The following is a 19,106-nucleotide window of genomic DNA, read 5'->3' on the forward strand; positions in this document are numbered from 1 at the left end:
AGGGGCCGGGCGTCGTGGAGTCGCTGTTCACCAGCGCATTGGTGATCGACCTGATCCTCGGGTTGATCGCGCTCGAGGCGCTCGCGCTCGCGCTCATCCACCGCTGGTCCGGCAAGGGACTGCCGCCGGCGGAGGTGATCGGCTTCCTGCTCTCCGGGGCCTTCCTGATGCTGGCGCTGCGCGCAGCCCTGACCGATGCCTGGTGGGGCTGGGTGGGGCTGTGGCTGACCGCCTCGCTGTTCGCCCACCTGTTCGATCTGATCCGACGCTGGCGCGACCACTGAAGCGCGCCCGAGCGGTGTCTCAGTGACCCGGCGTCCCGTCACCCTCGTCACGCCCCTCGCCGTCCTGGCGCTGGGCGGCATACCACAGCAGCCGCTCGAGCAGCGTGGTGGTGTGGCTCACCGAATGCTCGAAGCCCTCGAACACCGCAGGCACACGCTCCAGATCGACCCCGTCGGCGACCTCCTCGGCGGCGAGTCGGGCGTTGCCGATGATCGCGGCGAACAGTTCGCGATAGCGTTCGCCGTCGCCGCCGCACAGCGGCGCGCTGGTACGGTGTTGGCGCGCGGCGATCCCGGCATGGAGCCGCTGGCGGGCATCCTCGGCGGCCTTGATACCGGTGAGGTCGGTGAACAGGAACATGAAGCCGAGCACCCGCCCCGGCGCCGAGAACACCGGGTCGGCGCGTAACAGCACCGGGGTCTTGCGCCCATCGGCGCCACACACCTCGAGCTCGGCGTGCCAGGGCTGGTAGTCGTCGCGGAGCGCGGCCAGCGCGGCACGCACCGTTGCAGGATCGCTCACCAGTCCGGGCAACGCGTCGAGAGACTCCAGACGTCCGGCGCCGAACAGCCGCTCGAGCGAGCGGGTGGCCAGTACCAGCCGCCCCTCGGGGTCGGTGATCAGCATCGGCTGATCGGAGATCCGCACCCGCGCCTGGGCCTCGGCGAGCTGCGCCTGGGCGATCAGCAACCGTACCGAGCGGAACTGCTGGAGCACGTCGGTCACCGATTCACCCAGCAACCGGGCGATGGCCGTCTGCCCCGAGTTCCAGGGCACCGCCCGGCCGCGCACCTCGCGCTGCTCACCGGCGAGCGCCGGGGCGCGGTTGAGTTCAGCCCCATCGGCACAGAGCAGCGGGCTGGCGCCGAGGATCAGGGTCCGCACCCGCTCGGGGCGAAACCACACCAGGTACTCGCCGCAGCCGCTCGACAGCGGCACCGCCAGCACCCCGCTGGCGGTCTCCTTGAGCGTGGCGAAGCGCGGGTCCTCGCGCATCAGCGAGGAGGTGGCGATCACCGCCGCGCGCGGCTGGCGATCGAGCCAGGCGCGGATGCGCAACAGTCCACCCTGCTCCGGGACCCGGCCCAGGGTCTGCAGCTCACCGTCACAGAACAGCGCCGCGCCGCTCGCCTCGAGGCTCGCGAGCAGGGCATCACCATCGGTGACCAGCGCCGAGCGCCAGTCGCCGCTGCACGAGATCGCCTCGATCATCCCCCGCTCGAGGCGCCGCACCGCCAGCTCCGCCTGCTCCTGGATGAAGCTCTCCAGTGCCGCGATACGCGTGGCCACGGTCTCGGCGAGCAGCTCGCAGAGCGCGCGGATCTCGTAGTGGACGAAGCGCGGCGTGCGATGGTGACAGGCGATCAGACCCCACAGCCGTCCGCCCACCACCAGGGAGACGACCAGGGTGGCGCGCACGTCCATCATCTTGAGGATCTGGATGTGCAGCGGCGAGACACTGCGCAGGGTGCACAGCGACAGGTCGAGCGGCTCACCCAGAGGATGCATCGGCTGCAGCGGCACCGGCACGCTGTCGACATCGACCAGCAGCCGCACCCGTGGGCGGCGCCCCGGCTGGCGCGCCATCCGCGGCACGCAGGCCTCGGGATAACACTGGCCGAGATAGGCCGGCAGCGCCGGCTCGCGCGCCTCGGCGAAGACCTCGCCGTGACCGGCCTCGTCGAGCCGGTAGAGCATCACCCGGTCGTAGCCGGTGAGCCGCTTGAGGGTCGCGACGACCTCCTCGCCGAGCGCCCGCACCGAGGGCGCGGCGATGATCCGCTGCAGCGCCTCCTCGACCCGCCCGGAGAGTTGGAGCGACGGACCGGCGGGTTCGAGTTCGAGCACCAGCAGACCGCTGCCCGGTCGGTGTACCAGCACGTCGAACTCGGTCGCGCCGGCACCCAGGCGGCAGCGCAGCGCCAGCGCCACCGGGTTGAGCGGCGCGTCCAGATGGGGGCGCAACCGCTCGACCAGATCCTCCCCCAGCCAGCCGAGCCGGTGCCCGGGCAGCGCATCGTCGAGCCCCAGCATCCGCCGCGCATTGGTGCTCGCCTGCAGGATCTCGAGATCCTGCTCGCGCACGCTGATCAGGGCACCATGGGGCTGGATGGTCTGGATCGAATGCAGTGATTCGGGGTCACGACCCTCCGACCCGGCGATCGTGAACCTGGTCAAGGCGGAGAAACTGACACTCACAGACGGTAAACCTCCGTGCTCGGCGCCTGCCCGTGGCCACGGACGGCGGGGCAGGGCCTGCAGGCGGTGCGGGACTGGGCGGACGAACCGCCGCCCCGAACATCCGCCCGATGTCGGCGCCGACGGCGCACGACCGGGATTCGCAACCGGGCGCCGAGGGTCAGCAAGGGCGCCCCGGGCCCGGACATCTCAGACGATGGTACGTGAGCGACCCCAGGCATACCAGCGGGAGCACGGTCGACGTGACCCTCCGTCGCGCCTGAGTTACCATAATCGACTGACCCGCCCTCGTAGCTCAGCCGGATAGAGCAATCGCCTCCTAAGCGATAGGTCACAGGTTCGAATCCTGTCGAGGGCACCATCCCCCAGGCACCGGGACATCTCGCCGGCGGCCAGTATACCAGCCCCCCGCCGACACCCCGGCCGTGGCCCGCGCCGCCTGCGACCGCGCGCCGCCATGCCCGACTATGCCTGCCGGGCTCCGACCCGCGCCAGCCCGCGCAGCACCAGGTCGGGCACCGCCTCCCAGGGACGATCGAGCTGCCCGGCGAGCCGCGGCGCATCCCCCCCGGTCAGCAACAGCCGAGGCATCTCGCCGGTCTGCGAGACGAACTGGTCGTAGAGCCGGGTGGCAACGCCCAATACCGCTTGCAGGCTGCCGGCGGCCACCGCCGCACCGGTATCGCGCGCCCAGGACTCACCGCTCGGCTCGGCGGTGATCCGCGGGATCGCGGTGCCGGCGAGCAGACTCGCGCGCATCATCTCGATCCCCGGCAGGATCACCCCGCCGAGATGCTCGCCGTCGGCGGCGAGCAGATCGAAGGTCACCGCGGTACCGGCATCGAGAACGAGCTTGGCGCCCTCCCCCTCGGCCTCGGCCGCGACCAGTCCCAGCCAGCGATCGACGCCGAGCCGGCTCGGCTCGTCATAGGCGATGCGCAGCCGCCCCCAGGTCGCGCGCGTGGCGACGAACTCCGGCTCGAGCGCCCAATAGGCACGACTCACCCGACTCAGCGCCTCGGCCACCGCCGCGCCGCCGACATTGCTCACCAGCACGCGCTCGGGGCGCGGCGCCAACCGCTCCCAACTCGCCAACAGATCGAGCGGGATGCCGCCGTCGTGGCGCACCACCCCGACCTCGCCGAGCCCCTGCTCGTCAGCCAGGGTCCAGCGCAGATTGGTATTGCCGATATCGAGCAGCAACATCATCGGCCCTCCTCCGCGACCGGCCGCAGACTGACCTCGCCGGCCTGGAAGCGGCGCACCCCCTCGGCGGTCTCCAGTCGCAGCGCGCCATCGCTCTCGATCCCGGCATAGCGACCACGGATCACCCGCTCGCCGAGGTGCAACGCCACCGGCTGGCCGAGCAAGCTGTCGAACCGCCCCCAGCGCGCGAGGAAGGGGGCGAGACCGACGCGCTCGTAGTCTGCCAGGGCCTCGAGCAAGGCCTCGGCGAGCCGCCCGGCCAGCGCATTGCGCACGCCCTCGACCTCGGCGGGCAAGGCCTCGGCGAGCGTCACCCAGGGCTGGTCGATCGCCGCCCCCTGGTCAGCCGCCATACGCAGATTGATGCCGATGCCGACCACCAGATGGCTCGGCCCCTGCGACTCGCCGGCGACCTCGAGCAACAGCCCGGCGAGCTTGCGTCGCTGCCAGAGCACGTCGTTGGGCCACTTCAGCGCCACCCCTTCGACCCCAAGCGCGGCGAGCTGCTCGGCCACCACCACCCCGGCGACCAGGCTCGATGCCCCGAGCGCGGCCGGCGCCAGCGGCGAGCGCCACAGCAACGAGCCATAGAGATTGACCCCGAAGGGCGAGACCCAGGTCCGCCCCCGCCGCCCGCGCCCGGCGCTCTGCTGCTCGGCCAGACACAGGGTCGCCGAGGGCGCCCCGGCGGCGGCCTCGCGCATCAGCCAGGCGTTGGTCGAGTCGATCTGGTCATGGATGTCGAGCCGGGCGAGCCGCGCGCGCCCCTGTTCGGACATCGCCGCGAGCAGGCGCTCGCGCTCGAGCAGCTCCAGCGGCTGAGCGAGACGGTAGCCGCGCCCGCGCACCGATTCGAGCGCCAGGCCGAAGCGCTCGGCGGCCTTGCGCAACGCCTTCCACACCGCCGCGCGGGTGATGCCGAGGTGCGCGGCGACGGCCTCGCCCGAGTGCACCTCGCCGTCGGCGAGCAGCCGGATCAACGCGATCTGACGATCCATCCCCGCCCCCTCAGACATGACTGGCCAGCCAGGCCGCGCGCGCTGCCTGCGCAGCGGCATCGGCCTCGGGCAGCAGACGCAGCTCGCAGGTGTCGGCCGGGGCCGGCTGCGGACGCACGGCGAGTTCGAGCAGCTCGTCGTCGCGGAAGACGTGCAGCGACACCGGCGCATCCAGCGCACCGAGCGCGGCCACCGCGCGCTCGAAGTCATCGGCGCCGACCCGCAGCCCATCGAGCGCGACCAGCCGGTCGCCGGGGGCAAGCCCGGCGCGCTCGCCCGGCGAGCCGGCGAGGACATGGCGCACCACCCCCTCGGGCGCACCCGGCGCCAGGCGCACCCCAAGGGTGGCCGGGGCCTCGACCGGGTCGAAGCGCTCGACACAACCGCCGAGATCCTTGCCATCGCGCGCCGGGCGCAACCGCATCTCGATCCCCAGGGAGGCGAACAGCGGCGCGAGATCGAGCTCGTCGGTGGAATCGAGCGCGGTGGCGAAGAAATCGCCCAGCTCGAGCCCGCTGACCTCCTCGGCCAGGGCCTCGATACCGCGCTCGGCGACACCGACCCCAGTCCGTCCGTGGCGGGTCCAGAGCGCGCGCATCACCGTATCGAGCGAACAGGCCCCGGCGCTGCGCTGGCGCAGCGTCAGATCGAGCGCCAGCGCCACCAGCGCGCCCTTGAGGTAATAGCTGACGATGACGTTGGGCGCACTCTCGTCCTGCTTGTAGAAGCGGGTCCAGGCATCGAAGCTCGACCCGGCCAGGGTCTGCAGATGCCGTCCCGGGTTGCGCTGCAAGCGGGTGATGGCGTTGGCGAGCAGGCCGAGATAGGTCGCGGTGTCGATACGACCGCTGCGCACCAGCGCCAGCTCGTCGTAGTAGGAGGTGATGCCCTCGAAGGCCCACAGCAGACGGGTGTGGACCTCGTGCTCCAGACCGCCGTCGATCAGCGCCTGGGGACGGATGCGCTTGACGTTCCAGAGATGGAAGTATTCGTGACTGCACAGCCCGAGGAAGCGGACATAGCCCTCGCGCGGCGGACGGTCGCGCTCGGCGCGTCGCGGCAGATCGGCGCGGGCGCACATCAGGCTGGTCGAGAAGCGGTGTTCGAGCCCACCGTAACCGGCGCCGGTGACGCTGGTGAGGAACAGATAGCGGTCGAGCGGCAGTTCGCCGAACAGCGCCGCATGCTCGCGGCAGATGTGCTCGAGGTCCTCGACCAGCCGCTCACCGTCGGCGCGATGCTGCCCGCTGAGCACCATGCGATGGGGTACGCCGTCGACATCGAAGGGGATCTCGGTAAACCGCCCCATCTCCACCGGATGGTCGATCAGGTCGGCATAGTCATCGGCGAGATAGCGCCCGAAGCCGCGCGCATCGACCGACTCGGGCCGGCAGGCGCAGGCCAGGCGCCAGTCGGCGCGCCCCTCGCCCGGCGGCGGCAGCAGCTCGAGCGCGCAGGGGCGCTCATCGGCGCCGTCGACCCGCAGCAACAGCCCGGGACCGTTGAAATAGGCATGGGTGGCATCGAGATGACAGCCGCGCACCGAGCGATCCCAGGCATGGACCCGATAGCGTACCCGCGCCGTGGCGACCGGCCGGTCGGCGACCCAGGTCTGCTTGTCGTGTTTCTCCAGCGCGAGCGGCGCACCCTCGCCATCGCTGGCGGCGATCTCGACGAGATTGCGGGCGAAGTCGCGGATCATATAGCTGCCCGGGATCCACGCCGGCAGACTCAGGCGCAACATGGCGGGCGCAGCGCGGGACAGCAACAACTCGACCTCGAAGAGATGGGCCTCGGGGTCGACAGGATGAACACGATAGGTCAGATCGACCGGTTGATTGCGGGTTTCAGGCATGGTCCGAAGGATTGCAGCGGATGAAGACGCCGCTACGGTAGCAGATGCCCAGGGTGCACGCAGCGTCCGGGATGCCGGGGGAGGCCCGTCGTGACACCAGCCCGACTGACGGGTGGAGGTGGAGCCTCGGCAAGCGGGTCATGTTGGGGAGGAGCAGGTCGGGGTCGGACGACCCCGCCTGATGGCGGACCGGGGATGGTCCGCCGGGCGTCCCGCCGACACCTCGGCAGGACACCGCGGGGGAGCGGCGGCAGCGCCCCTCCCCCTGAGGCGACGCCTTACCAGCGCGGTCCGCGAGACGGACGCTCACCACGGGGCTTGGCCTGGTTGACCTTCATGTTGCGCCCCTTGAGCGGGGTGTCGTTGAGGGCCTTGATGGCGGTATCGGCCTCGGAGTTGTTAGGCATCTCGACGAAGCCGAAACCCTTCGACTCACCGGTGAACTTGTCGGTGATCAAGTTCACGCTGGAGATCTCACCGTAGGCGGCGAACACGGCCTGAAGTTCTTCCTGAGTCACGCCGTAAGCGAGATTGCCAACATAAATATTCATATTCGGGATATCCATACGAGCGCGCATTGAAGAGAAAGAGAACAGCCGAAAAATCAACGCGCAACTGATTCGACAGTTTTTGTCTCCACCGTTGGAGACCAGGCCCACGTCTTCGGTACCGGCAACGGGGCATCCGGAATGGTGATCCGGAGCGATTGTCACGAGGCCGGCGTCCGATGTCCGGCGCGTCCGATCAACGGACGACGACCTGACGGCAGCGCACGGAAGCGCTGCATTGGGGCCAAGGCGGATGGACGCACCACCCGCCGATACGGACCGATCAGGCCCGTGTCGAGCCGCCTTGGCCGAGCCGGGCGCGCTTGGCGCCCTGACCGGACCGCGACTTGGATGCAGGACGCCCGGAGCGCTCCCGCTGTGCATTGCCGCCGTTACCCCGGCCGCCATTGCGACCGCCCGAACGACGGTGACGACCGCCCCGACCATGATCGAGGGTCTCGCTCGCCGGCGCCTCGGCCGAGGGCTCGAAACCGGCAACCGGCTGGAGCACGATCTCACGCTTGATCAGACGCTGGATGCCATTGAGCAGCTTGCGCTCGTCATGGCTGACCAGCGACAGCGCCCGACCACCGGCACCGGCGCGACCCGTGCGTCCGATGCGGTGAACGTAGTCTTCGGCAACGGCGGGCAGCTCGAAGTTCACCACCTGGGGCAGGTTGGCGATGTCGATGCCGCGCGCGGCGATGTCGGTCGCCACCAGCGCCCGCACCCGCCCCTGCTTGAACTCGCTCAGCGCTCGAGTGCGCGCCGACTGACTCTTGTTGCCATGGATCGCCGCTGCGGCAATCCCCTCGCGCCCCAGATACTCGGCCAAGCGGTTGGCACCGGCCTTGGTCCGGGTGAACACCAGCGCCTGCTCCCAACCCTCACGGTGGAAGAGATGGGCCAGCAGCTCACGCTTGCGCGACTTGTCGACCGGGTGCGCACCCTGCTCCACGGTCTCGGCGGCGGTATTGCGCCGGGCGACCTCGACCAGCTTGGGCTGATGGAGGATGCCGTCGGCGAGGCGCCGGATCTCGTCGGAATAGGTCGCCGAGAACAGCAGGTTCTGACGTTGCTTGGGCAGCAGCGCGAGCACCTTGCGGATATCGTGGATGAAGCCCATGTCGAGCATCCGATCGGCCTCGTCGAGGACCAGGATCTCGACCGCGGACAGGTCCAGGGTGCGGCGCGCGGCATGATCGAGCAGTCGCCCCGGCGTGGCCACCAGGATGTCGACGCCGCGCCGCAGTCGGTCGACCTGCGGCTGCATGCCGACACCACCGAAGATCACCGTCGAGCGCAGCGACACCTCACGACCATAGGCCTGGAAGCGCTCGCCGATCTGTGCCGCCAGTTCGCGAGTCGGCGACAGCACCAACGCACGGGGCAGGCGTCGTCCACCATTGCTCTTGCGGGCCGCGAGCAGCTGCAGTACGGGAAGCGCGAAGGCCGCCGTCTTGCCGGTGCCGGTCTGGGCGCCGGCGAGCAGATCATGGCCCGCCAGGACCGCAGGGATGGCCTGCTCTTGGATCGGGGTCGGGCGTGCATAGCCCTGACCTGCCACGGCACGCAGCAGATCGGCCCGCAGGCCGAGCGAATCGAAGGACATGAAGACTCCTGAAACCAGCCTAACCCAAGTCTTGAATGCTGGGGCCGGTCTAGGCAAAAAAGAGGGAGGACGTTCGAGGGTGAGGCCTTGATGGCAAGGTCGGTTCAGCCGCGAGACGACGCATCGACCGGTTGATGCGATGGATGCAGTCTACGCGCTCGGCAAGACGAAAGCCAGCGATCCATTGCAATGATCTCATCCATGAGCTGAAAACACGTCGAACCCGCCTCCGCATCGTCCGCGGCCTGCGCGGATGATATCCAGCGGCGCGGAAGGACGGAGGCGAAGCGATGGATCAACCGTTCTTGACCTGCAGATAGGTCTTTTTGAAGGTGTCGCGATCTTCCTTGGAGCTGTGGTCGAGACCCTTTTCCGTCATCTTGTCCTTCATCCAGCGCGGCAGCACGCCACGGACATAGACGTTTTCCGGGTTCTCCGGGTCGAAGTACTCGGTGTACTGGCGCGAGCCGGAGGACTTGCGGGCACCAGTGCGGCGGGGCTTCTTCCCATCGAGCAGCTCGACGATCTCGGCGAGATCATAGCCGCGCTGCTGAATCAGGTCGCGGACCTCCTGGGCCACTTCCTTCTTCGCCTCGCGACGACGGATCTCGAGTGCGCGCTTGAGCTCGGACTGCTTGCTCTCGGCCTCTTCCAGCTGGCGCCGGATTTCCTCGACGCTAAGGTTAGCGTACTCCACGTGGTCTACCTCCAATGGGGTTAGGGTGTTTTTCTTTGATGGACGCAAAAGACAGAATCTGCGCGCACCGCGTAATTTATTCGATTTATTACAAAAGTCAAGCAAAGACCTTTTATTGACCGGCCTTTTTAACTATAAAAAAACAACCACGACATCCGCTCATGCGCCTAACCGGCCATAGAGTGAACGATAAAGAACCCCCTCCTCCAGCAAATGCGGCATCCCGGCAATCTCACAAGGGGATTGCCATCGCACATTGACGAAAGGCGGGTTGATTTGGCAGGAAAAGATGATGCCGCCGGGGCGATGTCGTACACGAAAGAAGACATCCAGCTCCCCCGAACGACACCGACTCATTCAATGAGTGGAGGCTGGCGACTCGGATCCTCGCGCATGGCGGCAAGAAACATGGCATCGCCATAGCTGAAGAAGCGATAACGTTCGGCCACGGCATGACGGTAGGCCGCCATCATCCGCTGATACCCGGCAAAGGCGCACACCAGCATCAGCAGGGTCGACTCGGGCAGATGGAAATTGGTGACCATGGCATCGACCACGCGGAAGCGATAACCCGGACGAATGAACAACCGGCTCTCGCCGCGATAAGGACGCAGCTCGCCGCCGGCCGCTGCGGTCTCCAGCGCTCGCACACTGGTGGTGCCGACGGCGATCACCCGAGCGCCACGGGCGCGGGTCTCGGCCACCCGCGCGCACAGCGCCTCGTCGACCTCCAACCACTCCGAGTGCATGTGGTGCTGGTCGAGATCATCGACCCGTACCGGGCGGAAGGTCCCGGCACCGACATGCAGGGTGATCTCGGCACGCTCGACGCCGCGCGCATCGAGCCGATCGAGCAACGCCTCATCGAAGTGCAACCCGGCCGTCGGCGCCGCCACCGCGCCGGCATTGCGCGCATAGACGGTCTGATAGCGCGACTCGTCGGCGGCCTCGTCGGCGCGGGTGATATACGGCGGTAGCGGCATGTGCCCGAAGCGCTCCATCAATACCGCGAAGTCGTCATCGAGTGCGCGCAGCCGGAACAGGTCATCATCACGTCCGATCACCTCGATGCGCGGCACGCCGTCGATCGAGAGCCGGGCGCCGGGCTTGGGCGACTTGCTCGCGCGCAGATGCGCCAGCGCCACCCCGGGCTCGACCACCCGCTCGATCAGCAGCTCCACCCGCCCGCCGGTCTCCTTGATGGCGAACAGACGCGCGCGCATCACCCGGGTGTTGTTGAACACCAGCAGATCGTTCGGTCGCAGCAGTGCGGGCAGGTCGAGAAAGCGTCGGTCACTCGGCCGCTCGGCCCCGGCCTCGAGCACCAGCAGGCGCGAGGCGGCACGCTCGGCAAGCGGATACTGCGCGATCAACTCGTCGGGAAGCTCGAAATGGAAGTCTGAACGGCGCATCGCTTGACAGTGCAAAAGAGATCGAGGGTCGACGGATAGCCACCGACCGGGAAACAGGGGCACGAGACGCCGCGAACACGGCATCTCGCACGAATACGAAAGCATGGGGACCGCCGTCACGCCCGATCGGGCCGACGACATCCTTGCGGTCAGCGCACGACGTCTGGTCGCGACCGGGCTGCGCCGCCAGGAACTCGGCGCGACGAAAACGGATCATTGTCGCCGATCGGCGCGCACTTGTCCTTGGCCGGGATCAATCCAGCACCAAGCGGACCAGGCTCCATAGGCGATGGCCCGGACTCTGGTCTAACATGCCCGCTCCATCGCAACCGGCATCACAGCACCGAGATGATCAGCTACGGAATCGACCGCCTGCTCGCCGAGCCCGAGCTGCGCCGCCCACTGCACGGCCGGCGCCTCGCCCTGCTCGGCCACGCCGCCTCGCTGAGCGCCAGCGGCCAGCACAGCCTCGACGCCCTGATGGCGCTCCCCGACCTCGACCTGGTGGCCGCCTTCGGCCCCCAGCACGGGATGCGCGGCGACAAGCAGGACAACATGGTCGAGACCCCGGACGAGCGCGATCCGCGCCACGGCATCCCGGTCTACAGCCTCTATGGCGAGGCGCGCTATCCGACCGCGCGGATGCTCGAGAGTTTCGACGTGCTGCTGGTCGACCTGCAGGACGTCGGCACCCGCATCTACACCTACATCACCACCCTGGCCTATCTGATCGAGGCCTGCGCCCGCCATGGCAAGGCGCTGTGGGTGCTCGATCGCCCCAACCCCGCCGGGCGCCCGATCGAGGGCAGCATCCTCGAACCGGGCTGGGAGAGCTTCGTCGGCGCCGGGGCACTGATCATGCGCCACGGTCTCACCCTCGGCGAGCTGGCGCGCTGGTTCGCCGCGCGCGGCGGGCACGACCTCGAGCTCGAGGTGGTCGAGATGCAGGGCTATCGGCCCGAGCAGGGGCCCGGGTTCGGCTGGCCGTTGCACCAGCGCCCCTGGGTCAACCCCAGCCCCAACGCCGCCAGCCTCAACATGGCGCGCTGCTATCCCGGCACCGTGATGCTCGAGGGCACCACCCTCTCCGAGGGACGCGGCACCACCACCCCGCTGGAACTGGTCGGCGCCCCGGACCTCGACTTCAACCGCATCCTCGCGCGGATGGAGGCGCTGTGCCCGGCCTGGACCCGCGGCGCACTGCTGCGTCCCTGCTGGTTCGAGCCGACCTTCCACAAGCACCAGGGCGCGCGCTGCGCCGGGGTGCAGATCCACACCGATCAGGCCGGCTACGATCACGGCGCGTTCCGCCCCTACCGGCTGATCGCGCTGTTGTTCAAGGCGCTGCGTCTGGAGTCCCCCGACTATCCGCTGTGGCGTCACTTCGCCTATGAGTACGAGCACGAGCGCCTGGCCATCGACCTGATCTGCGGCGGCCCGCTGCTGCGCGAATGGGTCGACGACCCCGCGGCCACCCCCGCCGATCTCGAACGGCGCCTGAGCGCCGACGAGCACGCCTGGCGCGAGCAGATCGAGCCGCTGCTGATCTACCCCTGACCCCGGGAGGAGCCCCGTGTGCGCACCACCGTCGCCATCCTGCTGACCCTGCTGGGCCTCGCCGCCCCGGCGCTCGCCGAGACACGACCGGCGATCGGCCTGGCGCTCTCCGGCGGCGGCGCGCGCGGCGCCGCCCATGTCGGCGTGCTGCGCGAGCTCGAACGCCGCCGCATCCCCATCGACTACATCGCCGGCACCTCGATGGGCGCGGTCGTCGGTGGACTCTATGCCATGGGGATGTCGCCCGACGAGATCGAGCGGACGATCGAGGACATCGACTGGACGGCGATCTTTCAGGACGAGCCGGCCCGTGCCACGCGACGGATGCAGCGCAAGCTCGAGGACCGGAGCTTTCTGATCAAGAGCCGCCCCGGGGTCGACGAGGAGGCCGGGCGGGTCAACCTGGTACCGGCGCTGATCCAGGGCCAGCGGCTGGAACTGGCGCTGCGCGAGTATACCCTGCCGGCCACCGCGATTCACGACTTCGACCGTCTGCGCATCCCCTTCCGCGCCATCGCCACCGATGTCGTCAGCGGCGAGGCGGTGGTGCTCGGCGGCGGTGATCTGGCCACCGCGATCCGCGCCAGCATGGCCGTCCCCGCGGTGTTCGCCCCGGTCGAGATCGGCGAGCGACTGCTGGTCGACGGCGGGCTGGCGATGAACCTGCCGATCGGGGTGGTGCGCGAGATGGGCGCCGAGATCGTCATTGCCGTCGACATCGGTGGCCCGCGCCGCGATCGCGAGTCGATCACCGACGTGCTGGAGATGCTCGATCAGGTCGCCAGCCTGGTGACCTGGCGCAACACCCAGGCCGAGATCGCCACCCTGGGCCCGCGCGACCTGCTGCTCACCCCGCCGCTCGGGCGCCGGGTGCTGGCCAGCGACTTCGACAAGATGCTCGAGGCGATCGCCATCGGCGAGCAGGCCGCGCGCGCCACCGGGGCGCCGCTCGACGCCCTCGCCCTGCCCGCGGCGCGCTATGCCGCCTACCGCCAAGCCCACCGCCGCGCCGACTACCAGGCGCCAGTGATCACTCGGCTCGGCATCGACAACGACTCCGGGCTCGACGACGCGGTGCTCGCCCGGCGCATCCAGGTCACCCCCGGCGAGCGGTTCGACCCCGAGACGCTCGCCGAACAGATCGAGCGGGTCTACGACCAGGACGTGTTCGAGACGGTGCGCTACCGCATCGAGCCCGAACCGGGCGACGACGAACGCGCCGCGCTGCACATCAGCGCGCGCGAGAAGCGCTGGGGCACTAGCTCGCTGCAGGGTGGGCTGGAGCTGAGTTCGAGCGGCGGCGGCAACTCCCGCTTCAACCTCGGCGCGGCCTATACCAAGGCCCCGCTCACCGATCTCAACGGCGAGTGGCGCACCGAGATCCGGCTCGGCGAGGAGCCGGGCATCCTCTCCAACCTCTATCTGCCGCTCGACCCCGCCGAGCGCTGGTTCGCCGGGCTGGGCGTCGGCTATCTCTCCGAGAGCCTGACCCTGTTCGACCCCAGCGCCCAGGACGCGCCGCTCGCCGAGTACCAGCTCAACCGGTTCGGCGCCAACGTCAAGCTCGGGCGCAATCTCGGCGACTGGGGCCGGATCGCGCTCGGCTACGCCCACTATCGCGGCGACGCCGACCTGCGCGTCGGCGATCCCGGCTTCGGCGGCTACAACTTCGACGTCGGCGCACTCGAGTTCAGGTTCGACATCGACACCCTCGACAGCGCCAACTTCCCCGCCAGCGGCTGGGCCGCGAGCGCCTTCGGCGAACACTCGCGCACCGCACTCGGCGCCACCAGCAACTACGACCAGGCCGGGATCGAGCTGGTGCACGCCCTGGGGCGCGGTCGTCACCGCCTGATCACCGCGCTGACCCTGGCCGGCAACTTCGGCGGCGAGACCCCGCTGCACGCCTACTACCGGCTCGGCGGCTTCCTCAACCTCTCCGGCTTCAACCAGCTCGAACTCTCCGGGGCCAACCTCGGGCTGGCGCGCGCGATCTATCTTCACGCCTTCGACACCGGGCTGGTGCCGACCTATGCCGGCGCCTCGCTCGAGGTCGGCAACACCTGGGCGCGGCGCGGCGACATCGGCGCCGACAGCCTGCGTCTGGGCAGCAGCCTGTTTCTCGGCGCCGACACCCCGATCGGCCCGCTCTATCTCGGCTACGGCTATGCCGACGGCGGCAACGACGCCCTCTATCTGTTCCTCGGTCGTCCCTGGAACCGGGCGCTGATCCACTAACCCTGGGGCGGCGCGGCGAAGTACAGCAGCGCGCGCAGCCCGGGCCGGTTGTCCTCGAGCACCACCCGCGCCCGATGCAGCTCGGCCACCGCCCGCACCAGACTCAGCCCCAACCCGCTGCCCAGGGTCGAGCGGCTGTCGTCGGCGCGGAAGAAGCGGCGGAACACCGCCTCGCGCAGCGCCTCCGGGATGCCCGGCCCGTCGTCGGCGACACCGATGCAGGGGGCGCCATCGCGGGTGTCGAGACGGATCACGATGGCGCCCTCGGGCGGACCGTACTTGATGGCGTTGTCGACCAGATTGGCGAGCGCCTGGAACAGCAGGTCACGATCGCCGGCGAGCGTCGCCGGGACGGCGATCTCCAGGGTCAGGCGCTGACCGCGCTCGGCGGCCACCGGCTCGTAGAGCTCGCGCAGATCCTCCAGCAGCGCCGCCAGCGCCACCGGGGCGAAGGCCGCGCGGCGTCCGCCCGACTCGATCCGGGCGATGCGCAACAGCGCATTGAAGGTCGCCAGCAGCTCGTCGGCGTCGGCGATCGCGGTCTCGGCCAGCGCCCGCGCCGCCTCGGGGTCGTCGAGCGCGGCGGCGAGCAGCTCCAGCCGGGTGCGCAGCCGGGTCAGCGGGGTGCGCAGGTCGTGGGCGATGTTGTCCGAGACCTGCCGCACCCCGGCCATCAGCCCCTCGATACGATCGAGCATCTGGTTGAGGTTGCGCGCGAGCTGATCGAAATCGTCGTCGCTGCCGCCGAGCGGGATGCGCCGGGCCAGATCGCCGGCCATGATCTCGCGACTGGTGTGGTTGATCGCCTCGAGCCGGCGCACCACCCCGGCGCTCATCAGCCAGCCGCCGAGCAGCGCCAGCGCGGCGGTCATCGCCACCCCCCAGTAGAGCGCCCGCTCGATCAGGGTGCGCGTCGCCTCCAGCTCGCGGATGTCGCGCCCGACCAGCAGCCGCAGCCCGCCGCGCAGCCGAAACACCCGCGCCCGCGCGGCGTGCGCCGCACCGACATCATCGGGACCGCGCTCGCGCAGCCGGAAGCGCACCCAGCCCGACTCATCCGGGGTATCGGCCGGCCAGCGGTCGAGGTTGCCGAGGATCCACTGGCGCCGGGCATCGACCAGCAGATAGACGCTCGCGCCGCTGGGATCGCGACGGATGCGCTCCTCGATCAGTGTGCGCAGACCGGCCAGCCCGCGCTGGCGGTACTGCTCGGCCAGCCCCCGCACCTCGGCGGCGATGGTGGCGTCGGTCTGGCGGTCCATGTACCCGGCCGTCGACCAGTAGATGAAGCCGAGCAGGATCGCCGCCGAGGCGCAGGCGAGCAGGACGTGGAGCAGCGCGAGGCGAAAGATCGAGCTGTGGAGGATACGCCCGACCCGGCGCCGCGCCCGCGACCAGGTCGCCTGCGCCAGACGCATCGGGCTCATGCGGCGCGGATCATGTAGCCGGCGCCGCGCACCGTGTGCAGCAACGGGGTCGGGAAGTCCTTGTCGATCTTCGCCCGCAGCCGGCTGACATGGACGTCGATGACATTGGTCTGGGGGTCGAAGTGATAGTCCCAGACATGCTCGAGCAGCATGGTCCGGGTCACCACCTGACCGGCATGGCGCAGCAGGTACTCGAGCAGGCGGAACTCGCGCGGCTGCAGCACGATCGCGCGTCCGCCACGGGTCACCTCGCGCGCGAGCAGGTCCATCTCCAGATCGCCCACCCGCAGCCGCGTCTCCGGCGCCTCGCCGCCACCGCGCCGCAACAGCGCCTCGAGCCGGGCGTGCAGCTCGGAGAAGGCAAAGGGCTTGGTCAGATAGTCATCGCCGCCGGCGCGCAGCCCCTCGACGCGGTCGTCGACCTCACCGAGGGCGCTGAGGATCAGCGCCGGGGTGTGATCGTCGGCGGCGCGCAGGGTGCGCACGATCGCCAGTCCGTCGAGCCCGGGGAGCATGCGATCGACGATCAGCGCGTCATAGCCGCCGCCGGCCGCCTGCAGCAACCCCTCGCGACCATCATCGGCATGGTCGACCAGGGCGCCGATCTCGCCCAGCGCCTTGCGCAGATAATCGGCCATCTGCGCATCATCCTCGATCAGCAGGATCCGCATCCCCGCGCCCGCCGCTCAGTCGGCCACCGGCAGGGCGACGAACAGCGCCGCACCGTCGCGCTCGAGGCGCACCACCACCGATTCGCGCCCGGCCTCGAGCGCGGTCTCCAGGGCCGCGCGCAGCGCCGCCGGCGAGTCGACCGGCGCGTTGCCGAACATCGAGATCAAGGCCCCGGGTCGCACCCCGGCACGCGCCGCAGGTCCTCCCGGCACCACCTCGCTCACCACCACCCCGGCACGCTCGGGGCCGATGCCGAGCTCGGCGCGCAGCTCCGGGCTCAGTGCCCGGACCCGCAGCCCCAGGTGCTCGAGTTCGAGCGGCGCGCCCGGCGCGGCCGCGGCCACCTGCGGGTTCGAGGCGGGCATCCGCCCGATCTCGACATCGAGGCGCTGGCGGCGCCCCTCGCGCCACACCTCCAGTTCGAGGGTGCTGCCCGCCGGGGTCGCCGCCACCAGCCGGGGCAGGTCGCGATAGTCCGTGATCGGCGTACCGCCGGCGCTGAGGATCAGGTCGCCGGCGCGCAGCGCGCTCGCCGCCGCCGGCGTACCGTCAAGCACCTCGGCCACCAGCACGCCATCGTCCGCCGCGCGCCCAAGCGCGGCGGCCAACTCCGGGGTCACCGCCTGGATCCGCACCCCGAGCCAGCCGCGCTCGACATGACCCTTGTCACGCAGATCCTCGACCACTCGACGCACCATCTCGGCGGGGATGGCGAAGCCGATGCCGACGTTGCCCCCGGAGGGCGAGTAGATCGCGGTGTTGACCCCGATCACCCGGCCACTGGCATCGAACAGCGGACCGCCGGAGTTGCCGCGGTTGATCGCCGCGTCGATCTGCAGATAGTCGTCATAGGGGCCGGAGTGGATATCACGCCCGCGCGCCGAGATGATCCCGGCATTGACCGAGCCGCCGAGCCCGAAGGGGTTGCCCACCGCCAGCACCCAGTCGCCGACGCGCGCCTGCGCCGAATCGCCCAGCTCGACATGGGGCAGCGGCCCGTCGGTCTCGATCTTGAGCAGCGCCAGATCGGTCTTGTCGTCGCGCCCCACCACCCGGGCCTCGTGGCTGCTGCCGTCGTTGAGCACCACGGTGACCTCGGTGGCACCGTCGATGACATGATTGTTGGTGACGATATGACCCTCGGGGTCGATCAGGAAACCCGAGCCCTGACCGCGCACCCGGCGCGGCTGGGCGAGCCCGGGGGACTCGAAGAAGCGCCGGAAGAACTCCGGCACCGGCATCTCCTCGGGCCACTGCGGCAGCCCCTGCAGCCGCGTGCCGGTTTCGGCGACCACGGTGACGTTGACCACCGCCGGGACCACCCGCTCGGCGACATCGGCAAAGCTCGGCAGGCCCTGCATGGCGGCGGGGCCGGCCAGCGCCGGCGTCACGGCGAGCGTCGTCGCACCACCACCACCGAGCAGCGCCATGCTCAAGGCCACGGCGAGCGCGCCGCGTCTGATCGGGACCTGTGGATCGCTGATTGCACGCATACCTGTCGACTCCTCCTCAATACCGCTGCCGGCCCGTCCCGTAACAGGTACCGGGACCTCACCGACGAGACTGGATGGTTCGACGATGAGTATCGCCAGGGTCGGCTTGCCAGCGCCTTGCGACAAGATTAACGATCGTTAAGGAAGCAGCGCCCGGCCCCTCTTGAGACCGCCCAGGGCGTGCCCTGGCGGCAAGAGGCGGGGACCGCCCGATGCCGACCACCCTTGCGTCGACGAGGTTTCGCACCAATCCTTGCACTGCACCCGGGACATGGGGACACAGCGCCCGGATCATGCTCACCGACACCAAAGGAGATCGCTTCACGATGAAGATCAGACCCGCCAGCCTGACCCTCGCCTCGGCCATTGCACTCGCCTCCGCCGGCCTCTCTCCGGTCGCGCTGGCCGAGCTGCGCGACGTGCCGGTGACCGGCGCCGCGGTCACCACCGAGCTGACCGGCACCGTCGAGGTGGTCAATCTCGACAAGCGCATGCTCACCATCCGCACCCCCGAGGGCGAGTTCGTGGTACTGCACGTCCCCGACGAGGTGACCCGGCTCGACGAGGTCAAGATCGGCAACACCCTCAACGTCAGCAAGACCGAGGCGGTGCTGATCGACCTGCAGAAGGGCTCGGACGCCGGCACCGTCGGCATGACCAAGGAGCGCGAGGTGGCGCGCGACCCGGGCGCCAAGCCCGCCGGCGCCATCGTCGACACCCTCACCCTCTACGGCAAGATCGAGGCGGTCGACCGCGAGGCCGCGACCGTCACCGTGCGCGGCCCCAACCGCACCCTGGCGTTCACCGTCGAGGACCAGGCGCTGCTCGATAGCGTCGCCCCGGGCGACGGGGTGGTGGCCACCTATATCACCGCCATCGACGGCTTCGTCACCTTCGAATGATCCCA

The 19,106-nt window shown here is 69.7% G+C and carries 15 protein-coding genes and 1 tRNA gene; 5 read left to right on the forward strand and 11 right to left on the reverse strand.

The features are described from left to right. The first annotated feature begins 14 nt into the window (after window positions 1–14). Window positions 15–284 carry a hypothetical protein gene (locus tag EBL84_RS05900; RefSeq protein ID WP_123139970.1) on the forward strand — a complete coding sequence of 90 codons (270 nt, stop codon included), beginning with the start codon at window positions 15–17 and terminating at the stop codon, window positions 282–284. A gap of 19 nt (window positions 285–303) precedes the next feature. Here EBL84_RS05900 and EBL84_RS05905 read toward each other — a convergent pair whose 3' ends face one another. After that, window positions 304–2,463 carry a GAF domain-containing protein gene (locus tag EBL84_RS05905; RefSeq protein WP_223806960.1) on the reverse strand — a complete coding sequence of 720 codons (2,160 nt, stop codon included), beginning with the start codon at window positions 2,461–2,463 and terminating at the stop codon, window positions 304–306. A gap of 305 nt (window positions 2,464–2,768) precedes the next feature. Between EBL84_RS05905 and EBL84_RS05910 the strand changes: the two genes are divergently transcribed. Beyond that, window positions 2,769–2,845, forward strand: a tRNA-Arg gene (locus EBL84_RS05910). Window positions 2,846–2,949: 104 nt separating this feature from the next. Here the strand turns inward: EBL84_RS05910 and EBL84_RS05915 are convergent. The 7 genes from EBL84_RS05915 to queA form a co-directional block, all read right to left on the reverse strand. Further along, a complete protein-coding gene (locus EBL84_RS05915) occupies window positions 2,950–3,690 on the reverse strand; it encodes a type III pantothenate kinase (protein ID WP_341777148.1) in 741 nt (246 codons plus the stop codon). After that, window positions 3,690–4,688 (reverse strand): bifunctional biotin--[acetyl-CoA-carboxylase] ligase/biotin operon repressor BirA, encoded by a 999-nt coding sequence (gene birA / locus EBL84_RS05920; protein WP_123139973.1) that lies wholly within the window; start codon window positions 4,686–4,688, stop codon window positions 3,690–3,692. Before birA ends, EBL84_RS05915 begins: the two co-directional genes overlap by 1 nt. A gap of 10 nt (window positions 4,689–4,698) precedes the next feature. Next, entirely contained in the window at window positions 4,699–6,543 is a 1,845-nt protein-coding gene (locus EBL84_RS05925; protein WP_123139974.1) for a M61 family metallopeptidase, read from the reverse strand. Between the two features lie 278 nt (window positions 6,544–6,821). Continuing rightward, entirely contained in the window at window positions 6,822–7,094 is a 273-nt protein-coding gene (locus tag EBL84_RS05930; protein ID WP_005221201.1) for an RNA-binding protein, read from the reverse strand. 280 nt (window positions 7,095–7,374) lie between these two features. Next, window positions 7,375–8,703, reverse strand: a complete 1,329-nt coding sequence (locus tag EBL84_RS05935) for a DEAD/DEAH box helicase (protein ID WP_123139975.1) — start codon at window positions 8,701–8,703, stop codon at window positions 7,375–7,377. 295 nt (window positions 8,704–8,998) lie between these two features. After that, complete coding sequence (locus tag EBL84_RS05940) at window positions 8,999–9,400, reverse strand: H-NS histone family protein (protein ID WP_123139976.1); 402 nt, start codon at window positions 9,398–9,400, stop codon at window positions 8,999–9,001. A 353-nt stretch (window positions 9,401–9,753) separates the two neighbouring features. Beyond that, window positions 9,754–10,812 carry a tRNA preQ1(34) S-adenosylmethionine ribosyltransferase-isomerase QueA gene (gene queA, locus EBL84_RS05945; RefSeq protein WP_123139977.1) on the reverse strand — a complete coding sequence of 353 codons (1,059 nt, stop codon included), beginning with the start codon at window positions 10,810–10,812 and terminating at the stop codon, window positions 9,754–9,756. Window positions 10,813–11,160: 348 nt separating this feature from the next. On the opposite strand from queA, the gene EBL84_RS05950 reads away from it, so the two are divergent. Further along, complete coding sequence (locus EBL84_RS05950; RefSeq protein ID WP_123139978.1) at window positions 11,161–12,369, forward strand: exo-beta-N-acetylmuramidase NamZ domain-containing protein; 1,209 nt, start codon at window positions 11,161–11,163, stop codon at window positions 12,367–12,369. 18 nt (window positions 12,370–12,387) lie between these two features. Next, the gene (locus tag EBL84_RS05955; RefSeq protein WP_123139979.1) at window positions 12,388–14,607 is read left to right on the forward strand and encodes a patatin-like phospholipase family protein; all 2,220 of its coding nucleotides are present in this window, start codon (window positions 12,388–12,390) and stop codon (window positions 14,605–14,607) included. Here the strand turns inward: EBL84_RS05955 and EBL84_RS05960 are convergent. The 3 genes from EBL84_RS05960 to EBL84_RS05970 are packed head-to-tail and all read right to left on the reverse strand — an operon-like array spanning window position 14,604 to window position 18,199. Further along, a complete protein-coding gene (locus tag EBL84_RS05960; protein ID WP_369957701.1) occupies window positions 14,604–16,034 on the reverse strand; it encodes an ATP-binding protein in 1,431 nt (476 codons plus the stop codon). The two genes, EBL84_RS05955 and EBL84_RS05960, sit on opposite strands and share 4 nt — an antisense overlap. Continuing rightward, a complete protein-coding gene (locus EBL84_RS05965) occupies window positions 16,031–16,705 on the reverse strand; it encodes a response regulator transcription factor (RefSeq protein WP_062272425.1) in 675 nt (224 codons plus the stop codon). The genes EBL84_RS05960 and EBL84_RS05965 overlap by 4 nt, the downstream gene beginning before the upstream one ends. Window positions 16,706–16,720: 15 nt before the next feature. Beyond that, window positions 16,721–18,199: a Do family serine endopeptidase gene (locus EBL84_RS05970; protein WP_123139980.1), complete on the reverse strand. Its 1,479-nt coding sequence runs from the start codon at window positions 18,197–18,199 to the stop codon at window positions 16,721–16,723. 326 nt (window positions 18,200–18,525) lie between these two features. Between EBL84_RS05970 and EBL84_RS05975 the strand changes: the two genes are divergently transcribed. After that, window positions 18,526–19,101, forward strand: a complete 576-nt coding sequence (locus EBL84_RS05975; RefSeq protein WP_123139981.1) for a hypothetical protein — start codon at window positions 18,526–18,528, stop codon at window positions 19,099–19,101. Window positions 19,102–19,106: the final 5 nt, after the last annotated feature.

The sequence above is a fragment of the Marichromatium sp. AB31 genome (genome assembly GCF_003718685.1).
Lineage (GTDB): Bacteria > Pseudomonadota > Gammaproteobacteria > Chromatiales > Chromatiaceae > Marichromatium > Marichromatium gracile.